The organism is Simiduia litorea, from assembly GCF_042853465.1.
Classification (GTDB): Bacteria; Pseudomonadota; Gammaproteobacteria; order Pseudomonadales; family Cellvibrionaceae; genus Simiduia; species Simiduia litorea.
Genome location: NZ_AP031497.1, coordinates 1759609 through 1776046 on the forward strand (window position 1 = coordinate 1759609; position 16438 = coordinate 1776046).

Annotated in this window: 16 protein-coding genes and 2 pseudogenes; 9 read left to right on the forward strand and 9 right to left on the reverse strand. The window is 52.2% G+C overall.

Going from position 1 to position 16438, the window contains the following annotated elements; translation table 11 throughout:
• Positions 1–34: 34 nt before the first annotated feature.
• The 7 genes from ACGHTT_RS07695 to ACGHTT_RS07725 all read right to left on the reverse strand — a co-directional run bounded on the left by ACGHTT_RS07695 (position 35) and on the right by ACGHTT_RS07725 (position 4877).
• Complete coding sequence (locus ACGHTT_RS07695) at positions 35–916, reverse strand: Rossmann-like and DUF2520 domain-containing protein (RefSeq protein ID WP_390594544.1); 882 nt, start codon at positions 914–916, stop codon at positions 35–37.
• A 110-nt stretch (positions 917–1026) separates the two neighbouring features.
• Positions 1027–1446 (reverse strand): CBS domain-containing protein, encoded by a 420-nt coding sequence (locus tag ACGHTT_RS07700; RefSeq protein ID WP_390594545.1) that lies wholly within the window; start codon positions 1444–1446, stop codon positions 1027–1029.
• Positions 1447–1603: 157 nt separating this feature from the next.
• Entirely contained in the window at positions 1604–2362 is a 759-nt protein-coding gene (locus ACGHTT_RS07705; protein ID WP_390594547.1) for a pyridoxine 5'-phosphate synthase, read from the reverse strand.
• A gap of 36 nt (positions 2363–2398) precedes the next feature.
• Complete coding sequence (locus ACGHTT_RS07710) at positions 2399–2959, reverse strand: peptidylprolyl isomerase (protein WP_390594548.1); 561 nt, start codon at positions 2957–2959, stop codon at positions 2399–2401.
• 74 nt (positions 2960–3033) lie between these two features.
• Complete coding sequence (locus ACGHTT_RS07715) at positions 3034–3717, reverse strand: TIGR04211 family SH3 domain-containing protein (protein WP_390594549.1); 684 nt, start codon at positions 3715–3717, stop codon at positions 3034–3036.
• 72 nt (positions 3718–3789) lie between these two features.
• Positions 3790–4089, reverse strand: a complete 300-nt coding sequence (locus ACGHTT_RS07720; RefSeq protein WP_390594550.1) for a YciI family protein — start codon at positions 4087–4089, stop codon at positions 3790–3792.
• A gap of 50 nt (positions 4090–4139) precedes the next feature.
• Positions 4140–4877, reverse strand: coding sequence for a VC0807 family protein (locus ACGHTT_RS07725; protein ID WP_390594551.1), 738 nt, complete (start codon positions 4875–4877; stop codon positions 4140–4142).
• Here ACGHTT_RS07725 and ACGHTT_RS07730 point away from each other — a divergent pair.
• The 8 genes and pseudogenes from ACGHTT_RS07730 (at position 4869) to ACGHTT_RS07765 (ending at position 14669) form a co-directional block, all read left to right on the forward strand.
• Positions 4869–5810, forward strand: coding sequence for a PHP domain-containing protein (locus tag ACGHTT_RS07730; protein ID WP_390594553.1), 942 nt, complete (start codon positions 4869–4871; stop codon positions 5808–5810). The two genes, ACGHTT_RS07725 and ACGHTT_RS07730, sit on opposite strands and share 9 nt — an antisense overlap.
• 70 nt (positions 5811–5880) lie before the next feature.
• Positions 5881–6507, forward strand: a complete 627-nt coding sequence (locus ACGHTT_RS07735; protein ID WP_390594554.1) for an L-threonylcarbamoyladenylate synthase — start codon at positions 5881–5883, stop codon at positions 6505–6507.
• A gap of 347 nt (positions 6508–6854) precedes the next feature.
• Positions 6855–7676, forward strand: a complete 822-nt coding sequence (locus tag ACGHTT_RS07740; RefSeq protein WP_390594997.1) for a segregation and condensation protein A — start codon at positions 6855–6857, stop codon at positions 7674–7676.
• A 2-nt stretch (positions 7677–7678) separates the two neighbouring features.
• Positions 7679–8818, forward strand: a complete 1140-nt coding sequence (gene scpB / locus ACGHTT_RS07745; RefSeq protein ID WP_390594555.1) for an SMC-Scp complex subunit ScpB — start codon at positions 7679–7681, stop codon at positions 8816–8818.
• Positions 8815–9687 (forward strand): annotated as a pseudogene (gene rluB, locus ACGHTT_RS07750) (23S rRNA pseudouridine(2605) synthase RluB); the annotation flags it as partial. The gene scpB and the pseudogene rluB, both read left to right, overlap by 4 nt.
• A gap of 296 nt (positions 9688–9983) precedes the next feature.
• Positions 9984–12230 (forward strand): YgiQ family radical SAM protein, encoded by a 2247-nt coding sequence (locus tag ACGHTT_RS07755; protein WP_390594556.1) that lies wholly within the window; start codon positions 9984–9986, stop codon positions 12228–12230.
• Between the two features lie 321 nt (positions 12231–12551).
• Positions 12552–13082 carry a YaeQ family protein gene (locus ACGHTT_RS07760; protein WP_390594557.1) on the forward strand — a complete coding sequence of 177 codons (531 nt, stop codon included), beginning with the start codon at positions 12552–12554 and terminating at the stop codon, positions 13080–13082.
• Between the two features lie 1029 nt (positions 13083–14111).
• Positions 14112–14669, forward strand: a complete 558-nt coding sequence (locus ACGHTT_RS07765) for a hypothetical protein (protein WP_390594558.1) — start codon at positions 14112–14114, stop codon at positions 14667–14669.
• Between the two features lie 138 nt (positions 14670–14807).
• Here the strand turns inward: ACGHTT_RS07765 and ACGHTT_RS07770 are convergent, their stop codons facing one another.
• Positions 14808–14921 (reverse strand): Hsp20 family protein, encoded by a 114-nt coding sequence (locus ACGHTT_RS07770; RefSeq protein WP_390594999.1) that lies wholly within the window; start codon positions 14919–14921, stop codon positions 14808–14810.
• A gap of 150 nt (positions 14922–15071) precedes the next feature.
• Positions 15072–15167: pseudogene (locus ACGHTT_RS07775) on the reverse strand (nitrogen fixation protein NifB); the annotation flags it as partial.
• A 258-nt stretch (positions 15168–15425) separates the two neighbouring features.
• Here ACGHTT_RS07775 and ACGHTT_RS07780 point away from each other — a divergent pair.
• Entirely contained in the window at positions 15426–16013 is a 588-nt protein-coding gene (locus ACGHTT_RS07780; protein WP_390594559.1) for a hypothetical protein, read from the forward strand.
• Positions 16014–16438 lie beyond the last annotated feature (425 nt).

Consider the following 16438-nt stretch of genomic DNA (forward strand, 5'->3'; position numbering starts at 1 on the left):
TTTATGAGGGCTTTGGGCCAGTTTGATGTTGTTATTAGCGCTTGGTCTTAGTATTCAACAATGTTTTCAATTCGCTGAGTCGCGTCATCGGTTGCGCTTGTGTCTCTGCAATTTTGAGGGTGGAGCGGGCTAGCGCATGATACAGATCTCGATCTTCGCTGCCATCGCTAATATGCTCCAGTGCCGTTAAATGGCTCGCCACCGTGTCGGTATCGCCGCGGCTTATGGGGCCGGTTAGGCTTGCTGTAGCGCCGTCGCTGAATAGATTGTTAAGCGCCTGTTGCGCCAGGGGTTTTAGCAGTGCGCGGCTCTGGGTTTCACTCAAGCCCGCTGTTTGCGCTAGCCGTATGGCTTGGTCTAATAGCGTCACTAGGTGGTTGCTGGCGCTGACAGTGGCGGCGTGATAGCAAGGCTTTTCCGCAGCGTTAATCGCCAACCATTGAGCACCTAAGGCGGTGAATAAGTGTTTAGCAACAGCGAGCGCGGTGTCATCACCTTCGGCGGCGCAATAACTGCCGCTAAATTGGTTTAGCGACAGCTCGGGCTCGGCAAATGAGTGCACCGGGTGAACGCTGGCCGCGGTGCCATAGGCGCGTATTAGGTCGCTGCTACTGTTGCCTGAGCAGTGAAGCAATATACCCTGTGGTGTTAGTGCGTCATCGGCGGCGATTTTTTTTGCCGCCTGCGCAATCATAGCGTCGGGGCAGGTGATCAACCAGATATCGGCTTTTTGAAGTGTTGCGCTGGCGCTGCGCGCGCAGCCGGCGCCGATAAACGCCACCGCGTTTTGGGCACTGTGCAGGCTTTGGCAAACCACATCGGCAAGACTGGCCAGCTGCTTGTCTGCCCATAGGCGAGCAAGGGTTTTGCCAACTTTACCGGCGCCGTAAATGGCGAGTGTAGGAATGTGCGTCATGATGGCTGCGCGGTTTATGTCAGTGAGTCTTGAACTATCGATAGCACGACTATCAATAGCAATAAAATAAAAAGGCGCACCGAGTGCGCCTAGTGTTCTCGCGATGGCGACTAGCTTGACTTGCGAAGGTAGCAGTCGTCGTCATTGTCTAGTAGGGCGCGTAGCACGTGCTGACGGCTAAAGAGCCCGACAATTTTACCATTATCAAGCACGGGATAGTTCTTTGGTTTGTTGTCCAGCATGGTTTGCGCCATTTCGACGATGCTAGTGGTAGGCGTGACGGTTAAAACCTCTTTGTGCATCACTTTGGTGACGCTGCCCGGTTCTTCACAATAAAAGGCGTCGTTGAGCATCTCCTTAATGCAGTCCTGTTCAGACACAAAGCCAACCAAGGCGCCGCTGGCACTCACAACCGGTGCACCTATCACGTTGTGGCCAATGAGCTTAGACACAACGGCGCGAATATTGTCTTGATCGCTCACCAGTAACGGCTGGCGGTTCATATAGTCTTGTACCAATATCGATTGCATGGGGGGCTCCTCGTCGAAAATTGTTACCTAAAGACTAGCAGGCTGTAGCAAAACTATCAGCGTCCTTATCGCGCTGACGGCATGGCTTGACGAGCTCGAAGCCTAAGCCGTGGCTAGGGCTGGTTTTCGCCCGTGGCCTGCCTGTTATCGCGGGCGCTCAAGCACAGGCTTTAACATAGGCAGCCATGGCCGCCGGTAAACCCAGGGCAATACAGTCAACCACGAAGGCGTGCCCGATGGAAACCTCTAGTAGCGCTGGCACCGCCTGGCGGAAGGCGGCTAAGTTGTTCAGGTTCAGATCGTGCCCCGCGTTTACACCTAGGCCAAGGTCAGTCGCGGCTTGGGCGGCTGCGCCAAACTGGGCCAGCAAGCTGGCTAATTGGGTCGGTTGGTGTTTGTAGGCCTCGGCATAGGGGCCGGTATAGAGCTCAATGCGGTCGGCTCCGAGCTTTGCCGCCAGCTCAATTTGGCGGATATCTGGGTCCATAAACAAGCTAACGCGCATGCCTTGGTCTTTCAGCTGGGCGATGATGGGCGCTAATGTGGCGCCACTTTGGATCAAATCGAAACCGTGATCGGAGGTCAGCTGCGCGTCGCTGTCGGGCACTAGGGTGCATTGGTCTGGTTTGGTGACTGCCACCAGATCCATAAACCCAGGGTAGCTTCCTATGGCTGGTGCGAGGGGGTTGCCTTCAACGTTGAACTCCACGTGTTTAACGCCGGCCACCAGTTCGGCTAGCGCGGGCACATCGCTGGCGCGGATGTGGCGCTGATCGGGCCTCGGGTGCACGGTAATGCCGTCGGCGCCGTGATCAATACACGCTTGCGCGTGCGCGCATACATCGGGGAAGTTACCCTCGCGCGAATTTCGGATCAGGGCAATTTTATTTAAATTAATACTCAGTGCAGTTTTCACGGTTACTCACTCGTTTATCGAGGCAAAGAGACGCCGTTACAGGCGGCTGGCTTTGATGATACGTATGGGGTTGTTTGGCGCTTCGGGGTAGGCGCGAAATTGACCGCGCGGCTGGCGCGTAATGGCGTCGACCACATCAATACCTTTTATTACCTTGGCAAACACGGCATAGCCAGGTTTACTCTTTTGTGGGTCTAGGTGCGGGTTGCCGCGCACGCTGACGTTGATAAAAAACTGCGAGGTGGCAGAATCTGGGTGCGAAGTGCGGGCCATAGACAGGGTGCCGTAGTTGTTGAGTAAACCGTTGTTCGATTCATTCACTATCGGCTCGCGCGTGGCTTTCGATACGAAATCAAAGGTCATGCCGCCGCCTTGCACCACGAAGCCCGGAATCACGCGGTGAAAAATGGTGCCGTTGTAAAACCCCTCGTCCACATAGGTGAGAAAGTTTGCGGCGGTTAGCGGCGCTTTATCGGTAAACACTTCGAGCACAATCACGCCTAAATCGGTGTCTAGCTGAACTTTCGGGTTGGCGGCCAAGGCTGACAGGCTAAGGCTTAGTAGTGCAAACGCGAGCAGTAGTTTTTTCATGTTCATAGTCGGTCCAGGGTAAACAGCATCGGGTTGAAAATTGACCTGCGTGGTTTGGAACTGTTGGGTCTTATGTGACGCTAATTGGCCCACTCGGACTTGCGCTTACGGCCGCTTAAACCTTGCACAATTAAGGTGAAAATCATGCCCACACCTAAAATGCTGGCGCCGTAGATCCACTGGTTGTAGGTTTTATCTTTTTTCAAACGCTGGTTGTCGGCTTTGATAATGTCCACTTCGGTTTGTAGCATTTGATGTTTTTCCAGCAGCGTTTGATGGCGCTGATTTAAATCAATGGCGCTGGCCGATACCTGTTTGATAGTGGCGAGTTCCTGCTGCAAGGCGTCGCGTTGCTCGGTCAGGCTAGAGATATTGTTAATCGCGCTGCTCTTGTCGCCGCTTAATTCGCGGTAGTCTTTTTGCAGGTTGGCGTAGTTGGTTTTGAGTTTGTCCAGTTCTGCTTGGGTCGACTCCAGTAGCACCGAGGCGGTGGGTTCGGCTTTAATATATTGGTTTCTAATCCAGCCTTGGTCGCCGTTGCGCAGCTCTACCAACGTCCATTCGCCGTCTTCACTGAGTTCGACGAACTTTACCGCCGTGCCGGAGCGCAAGCCTTTGTGCACAATGCGGTATTGATTGCCCTGGCCGCTGCGCAAGGGCACAAACAGCTCGTCTGAAATGTAACGGGTTTCCTGCGCGAGGCTAGAAACGCTGAGCAATTGTGTGGTTAGTAGTAAGCAACACCCAGTTAGAATTTTTTTCACGTTATTATCCGATCGATTAAAGTGGGTTAGTTTAAAAGTCTCATTCGCCTTCGCGTGGGAATTAGGTCACGCTTAAGGTAAAACTTTTTTAAACGGTTTTACCTTAACGCTGGCATAAACGCCGGCGGCAATATAGGGGTCAGTATCGGCCCATTGTTGGGCGCTCGCAAGGCTGGCAAATTCCGCCACAATTAAACTGCCGGAAAAACCAGCCGCGCCTGGATCTTCGGCATCAATGGCCGGGCAGGGGCCGGCTAGCACCAAGCGGCCATCATTTTTCAGCGCCACCAAGCGCTCGATATGGGCCGGGCGCGCGGTTTGGCGCAGTGGTGTGGAGTTGGGTACATCTTCACTGATAATCGCGTAGAGCATTGTGCGTCCTTAGGGTGGCCCGGTAATGTTGTTGCAGCTGACGGCCGGATTTAGGCGTCGTGCATAATGTCTTCAAGGTTCAAGTGCGTCAGTTTTTTAATATTACTGAACAGATAAAACAGCGTGAATATCATGATCGCCATGGCGGGCAGGGCAATAACCGGGTAGCTCAATGCCGTCATCTTGCCGAGTTCCTCGTTGAAGGCGGCCGTGCCTGGGGCGCTCACCACAATCCATTTTGCAAGCACATAATTCAGCACTGAACTCAAGGCAAAAGAGCAGGCCAGAAGGTAGGTGGCATTTCGTAACACCGTTTCGAAGGCCGTGTGGTTGCCAAATTCATCGAGCGCGTGATTGACCACATCGACTTTAATAATTTGATCGTTGTAGAGAAAGGTGCGCACTAAGGGAAATTTGGTTTTTAACGAAAGCAGTGTCGCCAAGCCTAAAATGCCAGGAATGGCAGCCTCTTTAATGGCGATATATTTAGGGTCGAGTTCAAGCAAACTAATACCGCCAGTGAGCAACACGCTGACCACGCCGAGGGCGGAGAAAAAGTTAAATTTGCCGCGTTGATAAAAATCTTTAACGCCGTAAATAATCGGAAAGGCGAGCGCGATGATCAGGCCCAATTTTGTGCCAAGCCACTCGTCGTTACTTAATTTGGTCAGGATCAGGGTTGGGATAACAATGTTGAAAAGCAGGTTGACCAACATACTTTCGCGCTTGGGTTTTGCGTCTGTCCCATGGGGTGATTGGGGCTCTACATCGTTTTGTGCTTGGGTCATACGCTTCTCAATGGCAAAATGGGCACTAGGCTGAACCCATTCGCGGTTTGGTTCAATCCCGAGGGGGCTAATATTACTCGCTTATTCGACTTACACACCCATACGCTGGCGTCTGACGGTATTCTAAGCGCTGAAGCGCTATTGTCTAGGGCAAGCCTCAAGGGTGTCGATGTGCTGGCGTTAACCGATCACGATACTCTGGAAGCGATTCCCGCCGCACGCCGTGCGGCCGCATCATTGGGCGTCACTTTAATCGCTGGCATAGAGGTGTCAAGTCAATGGCGCGGCCGCGGTATACACGTGGTTGGGTTGGCCGTGGATACTGAGGCGCCGAGTTTGCGTCACGCCGTGGCGCAGATGGCAGAAACGCGCGAGCTGCGGGCAATCGCCATAGCCCGAGCGCTGGCGAAAGCCGGATTATCGGACGAGCAGGGCATACTCGCTAAGGCGCGCGAAGAAGCCGGTGCGGGCAGCATTGGCCGGCCACATTTTGCCCGTGCGTTAGTAGCCATGGGCAAGGTAACCTCCATGAATATGGCCTTTAAGCGCTATTTGGGTAGCGGTAAGCCGGGCGATGTGAAACAGCATTTTCCCGAGCTCGCCGAGGCTGTGGCGTTGATTGTAGCGGCGGGCGGCGTTGCGGTATTGGCCCATCCGCTGAAATACGATCTCACGCGCACCAAGCTGTGTGAATTGATGGCTGATTTTAGAGCCGCAGGCGGTGAGGCAGTGGAGCTTATTAGTGGCTACCAAGACGCCAAGGCGACGCAGGACTTGGCCCGCTTGATTAACCAGTTTGAGCTATTCGCCTCCCAGGGCAGTGATTTCCACATGCCCGACCAGCCCTGGCAGGAGCTGGGCTGTACAGGCCAGCTGCCGGACGCGGTCAAACCGGTGTGGGAGTTGCCAGCGATTGCAGCTTTGTTGAGCTAAGGCACTGTTAAATAAGTCGTTTTCGTTATACTTAGCGAGACAATAAAAACATCGTCGACGAGGAGGCCAAGTGGCCCAGTTTTTTCAGATTCACCCAGAAAACCCGCAACACCGGCTGATTCAACAGGCTGCGGAAATCGTGCGCAAGGGCGGCGTGATCGCCTACCCAACCGATAGCGCCTACGCCATTGGCTGCCATATTGGCGATAAAAACGCACTGGATCGCATTCGCGCGCTGCGCCAGCTGGATAAAAACCACAATTTCACGCTGATGTGTCGGGATCTGTCGGAGTTGTCCAGCTATGCCAAGGTCGATAACCAAGTCTATCGAATGCTGAAAAACTACACCCCGGGCCAGTACACCTTCATTCTCGAAGCCACCTCGGAAGTGCCTAGGCGCTTGCTACACCCAAAGCGTAAAACCATCGGTTTGCGCGTGCCCGACAACGCGATTGCCTTGGCGCTGCTGGAAGAAATGGGCGAGCCGCTGATGAGTGTGACGCTGCACATGCCCGGTGATGAATACCCCATGACCGACCCCTACGATATCCGCGACGGCCTGCAACACCAGCTCGATTTAGTCATCGATGGCGGTTACTGCGGCCTAGAGGTCACCACCGTGATCGACCTCACCGGCGATGTACCCGCGTTGGTGCGGCAGGGCATTGGCGATTTCAGCCCATTCGAGCCGGCCTAAGGCGGCTCCTGCGTCAGCTCAGCTGGCGCCTTATCGCCACCAGCGCAAGGCGAGGCCAATGGCGGTCATAGCCTTGGTCGCCGCAAGGATTATTCATTGCAGTAGCGCCAAACCGGCTTCATAATGAGCCCCTTTTACCCACCAAGCCTGCTGAGACAGCAAACCGTGCTGAGAGTGATGACACAGTGAATCAGGAAGTTGACATTCCATCCGAGATTGAACCTGCTGAGGTTACGAGCGATGAGGCCGTAAGCGCCGAGCTTATCGGCGCCGACGTCGAGGCGGCTCAGCCATCGCCTGACGCCACGCCAGAAGAATCTGCCCCCGCTGATCAAGATGCCGCGAGCATAGACCTCGCCGATCAAGCGACTGCCAGTACTCACCCAGATCAAACCGAGATGCCTTGGGCCATTGTTCAGGGTAAGGCCTATACCGATTTACCCAAAGACCTCTACATACCGCCAGATGCACTGGAAGTTATCTTGGAGGCCTTCGAGGGCCCGCTCGATCTGTTGTTGTACCTCATTCGGCGTCAGAACCTCGATATTCTCGAAATCAACGTCGCCGAAATCACCCGTCAGTACATGTCTTATGTGGACATGATGACCGCCATGCAATTTGAATTGGCGGCCGAGTACTTGGTGATGGCGGCTATGCTGGCCGAAATCAAATCGCGTATGTTACTGCCGCGCTCCACGCTCGATGACGAGGAAGAGGAAGATCCCCGCGCGCAATTAATTCGTCGCTTACAAGAGTACGAGCGCTTTAAGCAGGCCGCCGAAGATTTGGAAGCCTTGCCGCGCGTGGGCCGCGATATATTTAATGCCAGTGCCCAAGCGCCCGATCGCAGTAGCACCCGCGCCGAGCCCGATGTCGACTTGAAAGAATTGCTCTTAGCCTTGTCTGAAGTGCTGCGCCGTGCCGATATGTTTGAAAGCCATCACGTGCACAAAGAAAAACTCTCCACCCGCGAGCGCATGGCGCAAGTGTTAGACCGACTAGCCCATCGTCAATTCATGCCCTTCGTGCACTTGTTTAAAGTGGAAGAGGGGCGCTTAGGGGTGGTGGTCACTTTCTTGGCCGTGTTGGAATTAATTAAAGAATCTTTGGTGGAAATTGTGCAAAACGAAAACTTTGCCGCCATCCACGTTAGAGCGAGAACGCAATAGTTATGTCAGAACAGGTTGATAATCCAGAGTTGGACGTGGTTGAGCCCGAGGCCGTCGAAGATGCAGAAGCACTGTCAGAGAGTGACGCTGCAGTGGATGCCGACGCCGAGCAAGCAGCCAATGAACAAGTGGCTAATGAGCAGTCGGGTGCGCAAGCAGACAGCTCAGATGACGACACCCCGGTGGTGAAATTGCCGCTTGATAAAGTGCTGCTGCGCAAAATAATCGAAGGCGTGCTCATGGCCGCAGGCCAGCCCATGAACGAGGCAAAAATTGCCGAGTTGTTCGACGGCCACGATAACTACGAAGCGCCGGCAAAAGATGAAATTAAAGCCGCCCTTGAAGATATTCAAGCCGATTGCGGCGAGCGTGGTTTTGAATTGAAAGAAGTGGGTTCTGGTTGGCGCTTTCAAGTGCGCGCGGAAACGGCCCAATGGGTTAATCGCCTGTGGGATGAAAAGCCGCAGAAATATTCCCGCGCGCTGTTGGAAACCCTATCGCTTATTGCTTACCGGCAGCCGATTACCCGTGGCGACATCGAAGAAATTCGCGGCGTTGCGGTGAGCTCGCACATTATTAAAACCTTGTCTGAGCGCGAGTGGGTGAAAGTGGTTGGCCATCGCGATGTGCCCGGTCGGCCGTCACTGTACGCCACCACGCGCCAGTTTTTGGATTACTTCAATCTGAAAAGTTTGGACGAGTTGCCATCGCTCAGCGAGCTGCGCGATATCGAAGAACTAAATAAAGAATTTGATCTCACCGACAGCGAAGATACCGAGGAAGCCGAGGGTATCAAAGAGGCGGTGGCAGAATTCGATGACCCAGCCGACGATGACCTCGCGGACGGCGAAGTGCAAAGCGAAGACGCGGTAGCTGATGACGAAAACGCTGAAGCCGAACACGCGAGCGACGACATGTTTGACGCCGATCAACAAGCGCCAAGTGCAATAGCAGAAGGCTTTGCCGCAGGCGCAGAGGCTGATGAGCTCGATGAGCAACATGACGATATGACCGACGACGTACCAGACGAGGAACTCGGCGAGCCGGCATTTGAAACACGCGATGAAACAACCGAAAACGAACAGACGGAATCTGCCGTGTCGGCCACTGAACCCCATGACGAAGATCCGAACGCGGTATGAGTAAGCAAACACAAACACCCAACAGCGCTAGCTTTTCCAGCGACGAAAAACTGCAAAAAGTGTTAGCGCGCGCAGGCCTAGGTTCGCGCCGAGAAATGGAGCGCTTGATCGAATCTGGTCGCGTAGAAGTTGATGGCAAACCCGCCACCTTGGGCGACAGAGTGGGCGCTGCGGCGAGCATTCGCGTCGATGGCAAAGCCATTACCTTCAGTGCCGGTGCGGTCAAACGCAGGGTCTTGTTGTACAACAAACCCGAGGGCGAAATTTGCTCTCGCTCAGATCCAGAGGGGCGTCGCACCGTATACGATCACTTGCCGCCGCTGCGCGGCGAGCGCTGGATTTCAGTTGGCCGGTTAGATTTTAATACCAGCGGTTTATTGCTGTTCACCAACGATGGTGAGTTGGCCAACCGCTTGATGCACCCATCCTCAGTGATAGACCGCGAATACCTCGTGCGTATCCAGGGTGATGTAGATGACGAGATGCGCAAGCGCTTAAAAGACGGCGTGCAACTAGACGACGGTGTAGCGCAATTTACCGATATCGTCGACGGCGCTGGTGAAGGCCGCAACCGTTGGTTTTATTGCGTGGTTATGGAAGGCCGCAACCGCGAAGTGCGCCGCCTGTGGGAATCCCAGGGCGTGCGTGTTAGCCGCTTAAAGCGCGTGCGCTACGGTAATTGTTTTATTCCGTCACACGTGCGCGTGGGCCAGTGGGTTGAATTAACCGATAAAGAAATTGGCGACCTGTGCGCCACTGCCGGCATTGGCCATCGCCCGAGCGCGGAAAACATCGAAGACAAAGCCACGCGCGAACGCCACGAGCGCAAGTTGCGCCAGGGCGCGGCAAAAACACCTACGGCGCGGCAATTGAAAAAGCCGCGCGCCGAAGGCGCCGGCTGGCAAGGCCACGACGATGAGCGCAGCACAGCGCAAGATGCGCCGCGCGCGAAAAAAGATAGCTTTAAAGCGCGCCCGGCCATTGATACTTCAGAAGCCAATAAGGGCAGTGGTTATAAAGCCAGTGCCGGCGCTAAAAAATCCCACGCCGGTAAAGCCTCAACGCGCGCGGGCACGCGTTCAACAGAGAAGAACACAGACCGCACTCGCGCCGATAAACCCCGTTCCAATAAACCGCGCACTGGCGTCAAGCGTTAATAAACACTATGGCGCACTCAACGCAAGCCACACAATTATTTTCCTACCCGCGCTTTTGGGCCGAGTGTTATGGCCCCGCGCCATACCTGCCCATGTCGCGCGCCGAAATGGACGCGCTCGGTTGGGATAGCTGCGACATTATTATTGTTTGCGGCGATGCCTACGTGGATCACCCCAGTTTCGGCATGGCTGTGATCGGTCGGTTTTTAGAGTCTCAAGGTTTTCGCGTCGGTTTAATTTGCCAACCGGATTGGACCTCGGCCGATCCGTTTAAAGTGCTGGGCAAACCGAATTTATTTTTCGGCGTCAGCGGCGGCAACATGGATTCCATGATTAACCGCTACACCGCCGATAAAAAAGTCCGCAACGACGACGCCTACACACCCGGCGGTGTTGGCGGTAAGCGCCCAGACCGCTGCGTGTTGGTTTACTCCCAGCGCTGTAAAGAAGCCTATAGCGATGTACCAGTCATTCTGGGCGGTATTGAAGCGAGCTTACGCCGCATTGCCCAATACGATTATTGGAGCGATCAAGTGCGCCGCTCGGTCTTGTTCGATGCAACCGCCGATATTTTGTTGTATGGCAACGCCGAGCGCGCCATTGCCGAGATCGCGCACGGTTTAGCGGCCGGTAAAAGTATTGATGAATTAAGCAGCATTCGCGGCACCACGGTTGTGCGCAAGGCACCACCGAAAGGTTGGACGGAAATCGATTCGTCGCGCATTGATTGGCCGGGCAATATCGACAAATTACCTAACCCCTACGAATATCAACAGACGGATAGCTCTGGCTCGGATGGCAATACGCAAGTAGGCCAAAAAGCTGGCGAGGGTATGTTGGGCGCGCAAAATAATGCGCCTAGCTGCCAGCAAAATGTGAGTATGCAGGCCGATGACGACGTACAACCGGTGCGCATTATTCCCATGCCCTTAGCTGGGCGCAGCTATAAAGATCCCGATACCTATATTCGCTTGCCGTCTTTTGAAAAAGTGCGCAATGACCCCGCACTTTATGCTCATGCATCGCGCGTATTGCACCAAGAAGCCAACCCCTTTAATGCGCGGCCGTTAATTCAAAAACACGGCAACCGTGAAATTTGGGTGAACCCGCCGCCAATGCCGTTGGAAACCAACGAGCTAGATGGCGTATTCGATTTGCCTTATCAGCGCAAGCCGCACCCGAGTTACGGCAAGGCGAAAATTCCCGCTTACGAAATGATTAAAACCTCCATCAATATTATGCGAGGTTGTTTTGGCGGTTGTACTTTCTGTTCCATTACCGAACACGAAGGCCGCATCATTCAAAGCCGTTCAGAAGCCTCTATCCTGCGCGAAATTGAAGACATTCGCGATAAGGTGCCCGGTTTTACCGGCCACATTTCAGACCTAGGCGGGCCCACCGCTAATATGTACCGGCTGGAGTGCAAAGATTTACCCACGCTCAGTGCCTGCCGGCGTTTGTCTTGCGTGTTTCCCACTATTTGTAAAAATTTGGGCACCGATCACAAGCACACCACGCAGCTCTATCGCAACGCGCGCGCCATTCCCGGCGTAAACCGCATCTCCATCGCCTCGGGCTTGCGCTACGACCTCGCCGTGCGCAACCCAGAGTACGTAAAAGAATTAGTGACCCATCATGTGGGCGGCATGTTAAAAATTGCGCCCGAGCACACCGAAGGCCGGCCGCTGAACATGATGATGAAGCCGAGCATGGAGAGCTATTACGAGTTTAAGCGTCTGTTCGATAAATACTCGAAAGAGGCGGGTAAAACTCAATACCTAGTGCCTTACTTCATTGCCGCGCACCCGGGTACCGAAGACGAAGACATGCTGAACTTGGCCTTGTGGCTAAAGAAAAATAATTTCGAAGTGGACCAGGTGCAAACCTTTTACCCTTCGCCCATGTCGCTGGCCACGGCCATGTACTACTCACAGCGCAACCCGCTGAAAAAGCTGAGTTATAAAAGCGACAAGCTCTACATTCCAAAAAATCCCGATCAGCGCAAATTGCACAAAGCACTACTGCGCTACCACGATCCAAATAACTGGGGCTTTTTACGCGAATCCTTAATCAAGATGAACAAAGGCCACTTGATCGACACACTATTACCCGCGCAAAGCACGCGCGAAAGCCGCGAGCGCTTCGTGCAAGGTGGTGCAAGGCAAAAAGCCAGCGGCAATAAATTCGACAAAATCGCCGGCCTGAATCGCCCTAAGCCAAAGCCGAAAGGCGGAAAACCGAAAGGACGGCGTTAACCAACCGCGCCTGCGTGCTTTTTCAAAGAACGATGATTGAGTTGTGTTCGCTAGTCCGAATGTGGGCAATAGGAAAAATATTTCGGGGAAGCGTGAATACATCCCTGTAGCTCGACGGCGGCATCCATGCCGCCAACGCCCCGCAATATCTATCCTATTACCCTCGTCAGCTTTTTGTTGCTCAAATAAACCTAAATTCGGGTTAATCTGTTTCTAGAAACTAGCAAGCGGATGGCCGCCCCCTAGCAACTAGCTTGCCGCTAACAGCTTGCAGCTTCGCTTTGATACACTCGCAACACTGTTAATTTGCGGACCAATCCCATGGCATTGAAGCCCACCATTTATAAACTCAACTTAGACCTCGCCGATAGCGATCGTCATCACTACCAAAACTACCAATTAACCTTAGCGCAACACCCCTCGGAAACTGCCGAGCGCATGGTGGTGCGCATACTCGCCTTTGCCTTAAACGCCAGCGAAGCGCTTACCTTCACCAAAGGTATTTCCACCTCAGATGAACCCGACATCTGGGCCAAAGAAGACAACGGCACCATCGCCCTGTGGGTAGAGGTAGGCCAACCCAAACCCGACCGCATCCGCAAAGCCGTCAACCAAGCCGCCCAAGTGCGCCTCTACGCCTTCAGCAAAACCGCCGACACCTGGTGGAACATAGAAGGCAAAGACATGCCCACCTCAAACAAACTCCAAGTCGCCAGATTTCAATGGCAAAACGTAGCAGACCTCGCGCAGGATTTAGATCGCACTATTCGTTGGAGTATCAGTATTGCCGGTGGAGAGATGTATGTGGATACCGGCAGTGGGGTAGAGCATGTGGTTTTGGGTGGGTTTTAGGGCGTTGATTTTTTAGTGGTGCATAAAGTTTTGAATAGTATTTTTATGAAAGCTTTATAGAAGAGCGCTAGCCCTGCACCCTTGGCTTTAGCTCTTATTTGATCTCAATATTTGAAAAGCGAAAAGCGAAAAGCGAAAAGCGAAAAGCTAAACCGTAGCTCAGAGTTCGGCGCGTCGCCCTTCACCCAGCCACTTCACCGCTCCATCAATGCTATCCATGCATTGAATCGCTCGCGCCACATACCGTCAAGCGGCACCGAGGTCCATGTGACTTGTGAAGTGGCTGGGTGAAGGGCCTTTCTGGTTTTGGCAGGGCGTCAAAAGAAAAGCGACAGCCCGTCGAGTTCTTTGGCGCATAAATCTACCAAGGGCGCTAAGTAGTTGTTGTAAAGGGTTTTTTAGTGTGGTTCGATTGCTTGATTTTTTGGGTGTACGAAGAGGTGTCGCGTTATATCGCGACACCTCGTCGCTGAATAACAGTGTTAAATTTCTATGAAGCTTCGGCTTACAAATTTCGGTCGAGCCAAAAATATTCAAGCGCCTTTACAGGTGCTCGAGAAGTATCAAAGAAAGCCAAAGTCGTTACGCTTTGCAGAAATATTTCAATGGGTTCTTGGTCTGATACTTTTATTGGTATTTTTTCGTATCGAAATCACCGCCATAAGTCTTACTTTTCTACTTGGCTCCGTATGCATGCTTGTATCTTCTGTGCTTTCTGGCGTGGAAAGTAAGCTGTTTAGGCCTGCTGCATTAGTGTCAGGTGTGGCCCTGCTTGTGAGCGCTATTTTGAGTCCCTGGGTCTTCCTAGGTGTTGGCCCTGCAGCTATGCTCGCATACTATGGCTGGTATACGCCTATTGTTCAGTACCATAGGTGGTGTCAACAGGTAGCAGGTTGAATTTAACAATCCACTGTAGCCGTCAGCACACACTCCGCCAGTTTGTTGTGTTGTCGCTACGCTAAAACAACAAACATGGCTCCATGTGGCTTCGGCTAAGTGGGACGTTATGCTTCATTCAGAGAAAGCAACATGAAAGAAATAATATCGATAATTTTTGTCCTTTTGGCTATTTCTGGCTGTAAAACTACGTCGGCCAAAAATGATGTAGATACATCGTTCCAGGTAGCACACTCGGAATACTTAGGAAAAAAACTTTACGATGCTGTTCTATCGGACGATGGAAGCTCGCCTTACACAAGTAGAGAACAAGATCTTTTTGAAATGTCTAAAGATCTTGTATGTGAAGGGCGGTATAAGGCTGTATCCGTAGTAGATGAAAAATTTGAAACCGAAAATATATATCTAGTACTAAGCCCAGAGAATGACTCTGGTGTTCAATTTGGACGTCACCTAAAGTTTCGGTTTAGGTTAGGTACAAATGATATTGTTGATGTGTCACCATCTACAAAGACTTGTTTATTGGTCCCCGCTGAGGGAGATAGCATCCCATTCTCTACGCACCTAGTTTCTAACGTGCCAACTGAATTCCACGTATTTTTGAGTCTTTATCACGAAAAACCGATTTATGTTAGTACTTCTACTGGCCTCTGGAGTGTAGAAGGCGGAAAGTCCACCTTGGTAGAGTAAAAACATAAAAAAAAGGGTCGGTTATCGGTTTTCGGAAACGTATAGGCAGGGGGTGACCAGCCTGCAAAGCGGGCAGCCAGAAGTTCATACGCCTAGCAAGAGAGAGTTTTCGCTGTTACATAAGGGGCCGGGACTGCGTTACACCCGGCCCAACGCTGATTTCTTGATCGCAATTCGTTGACTGCTGCGATCTGGTGCTGGCTTTTTCGGGGCGCTGACTTTCAGTACGCCGTTGTCGAAGCTGGCGTGAATGTCGCATTCCTACACGTTACTCCCTAGGTCAAAAGAGCGTGCGTACTTGCCGTAGCGGCGTTTCTGGCGGATCAGCTTGCCATCTTTTTCTTCCTTGGTGTCTTGGTGCGCTTCGGCTTCAGTGGCGAGGATGCCTTGATTGAGGGTGAGGATTTTATCTTCAATCCATTGCCGTCTGTGCTCGAAGTTATTTGCCAATGCATCAACTCCGCATAGAAAGCTACGGCGAACGCAGCGCGAAACGATATGGTAGTAGGCGTTGTATCAGCATCAATGAGCTGTTTGCTCCGTTTCGTCATCCTTGATCATCGGTTGCGATTTTATTTGCTTATACGCCCATAAAGGCGTGTCACCCACGGTAAATAAGTATGAATTACGATTAAAATTTTGGTTATATTTTGCTAGGATGGCTGCCCTGTTAAGTTAATTCGACTATGACCCCATTGGTCTTTGGGCTCCAGTCATATGGACCGATGATAGACATAGTTATTCAAAAGGTGGGGTATGAGAGTTATCAACAAGCAACTAAAGTCTAAAGGCAGTAGCGTCCTTTGGGCAAGACGCGCTAACGCGTATCATTGTTTTAGGAGTTATGCTTCCCTGATGCTTGCGCTAGTGCTGCTAATGTCTGGGTGTGCGGCTACGGTGCACGATTCTCCTGAGCCAATACAATTTGAGACAGCATCCAGAGCGGACCTTATAAACCTCAACTTTACCGGTTCGTGGGGCGGGGTGCTTTACCACCATCAAATGTATGCAAGCATCGAGGACGTCGACCCCTTTGGGAGTCTACCTGCTACCTTGGAATTTGGAGAAAATGAAGTATTGATTGAATATGAATCGGGGTTTGACAATGATTTCATCCGTATGGTCTATTTTCGTCACAAGACAAACGTGACTTTCGGTTTTATGGACTCGGATACAGAATCCGGTGAATGGGTAGAATCGCAATGGTTTATCGTAACGGCAATCGACAATCGTCACCTGTGGGTCTACAGGGCTCGAATCGTCAATAACGTTGATATGGATGTTGCCGACCCAATCTCGAAGTTCGCACAGATATCACTTGGTGTTTTTACAAGACGCGAATAGATCAATGGGGCTAGGAATGAAGCAATAAACGGGACATCCACGTAAAAGTCCAATTCCTGAAATCGACGCAGCTTGATGAATAAACCCAAGCTAACGCCAAACTAATTCAAAGCTGGTTTCTTGATTGAGCTTTTATGCACCGAAACACCAAATTAAAATCGTAGGCAAACCTACCAGTGGCAGTTCAGCGACGTGCAGAGGGATTTTATGCGGTTTAACTAAGTATTCGACTGCTAGGGTGACTGTCACGTTAAGTTAATGTGCAAGTTAAAGAAAATTGGTTGGTGTAATGACGGGCCGGGTGAGGCCGTCGAAAGATTGGAACATGTATTCGAGCCTTTCGTTGATGATGCTAGGTGTATAGTCACTTTTGAGGGTGAAACTAAGGAGGTTTCATTAACTCAGGGCAGGGCAGGGCAGGGCAG

Bases quoted from the DNA above. Each gene is read 5' to 3' on its own strand.
- ACGHTT_RS07720 (WP_390594550.1), bottom strand. From the start codon at position 4,089: ATGCTCTACGCGATTATCAGTGAAGATGTACCCAACTCCACACCACTG.
- ACGHTT_RS07725 (WP_390594551.1), bottom strand. From the start codon at position 4,877: ATGACCCAAGCACAAAACGATGTAGAGCCCCAATCACCCCATGGGACA.
- ACGHTT_RS07700 (WP_390594545.1), bottom strand. From the start codon at position 1,446: ATGCAATCGATATTGGTACAAGACTATATGAACCGCCAGCCGTTACTG.
- ACGHTT_RS07755 (WP_390594556.1), top strand. From the start codon at position 9,984: ATGGCGCACTCAACGCAAGCCACACAATTATTTTCCTACCCGCGCTTT.
- scpB (WP_390594555.1), top strand. From the start codon at position 7,679: ATGTCAGAACAGGTTGATAATCCAGAGTTGGACGTGGTTGAGCCCGAG.
- ACGHTT_RS07765 (WP_390594558.1), top strand. From the start codon at position 14,112: ATGAAAGAAATAATATCGATAATTTTTGTCCTTTTGGCTATTTCTGGC.
- ACGHTT_RS07760 (WP_390594557.1), top strand. From the start codon at position 12,552: ATGGCATTGAAGCCCACCATTTATAAACTCAACTTAGACCTCGCCGAT.
- ACGHTT_RS07695 (WP_390594544.1), bottom strand. From the start codon at position 916: ATGACGCACATTCCTACACTCGCCATTTACGGCGCCGGTAAAGTTGGC.
- ACGHTT_RS07710 (WP_390594548.1), bottom strand. From the start codon at position 2,959: ATGAACATGAAAAAACTACTGCTCGCGTTTGCACTACTAAGCCTTAGC.
- ACGHTT_RS07780 (WP_390594559.1), top strand. From the start codon at position 15,426: ATGAGAGTTATCAACAAGCAACTAAAGTCTAAAGGCAGTAGCGTCCTT.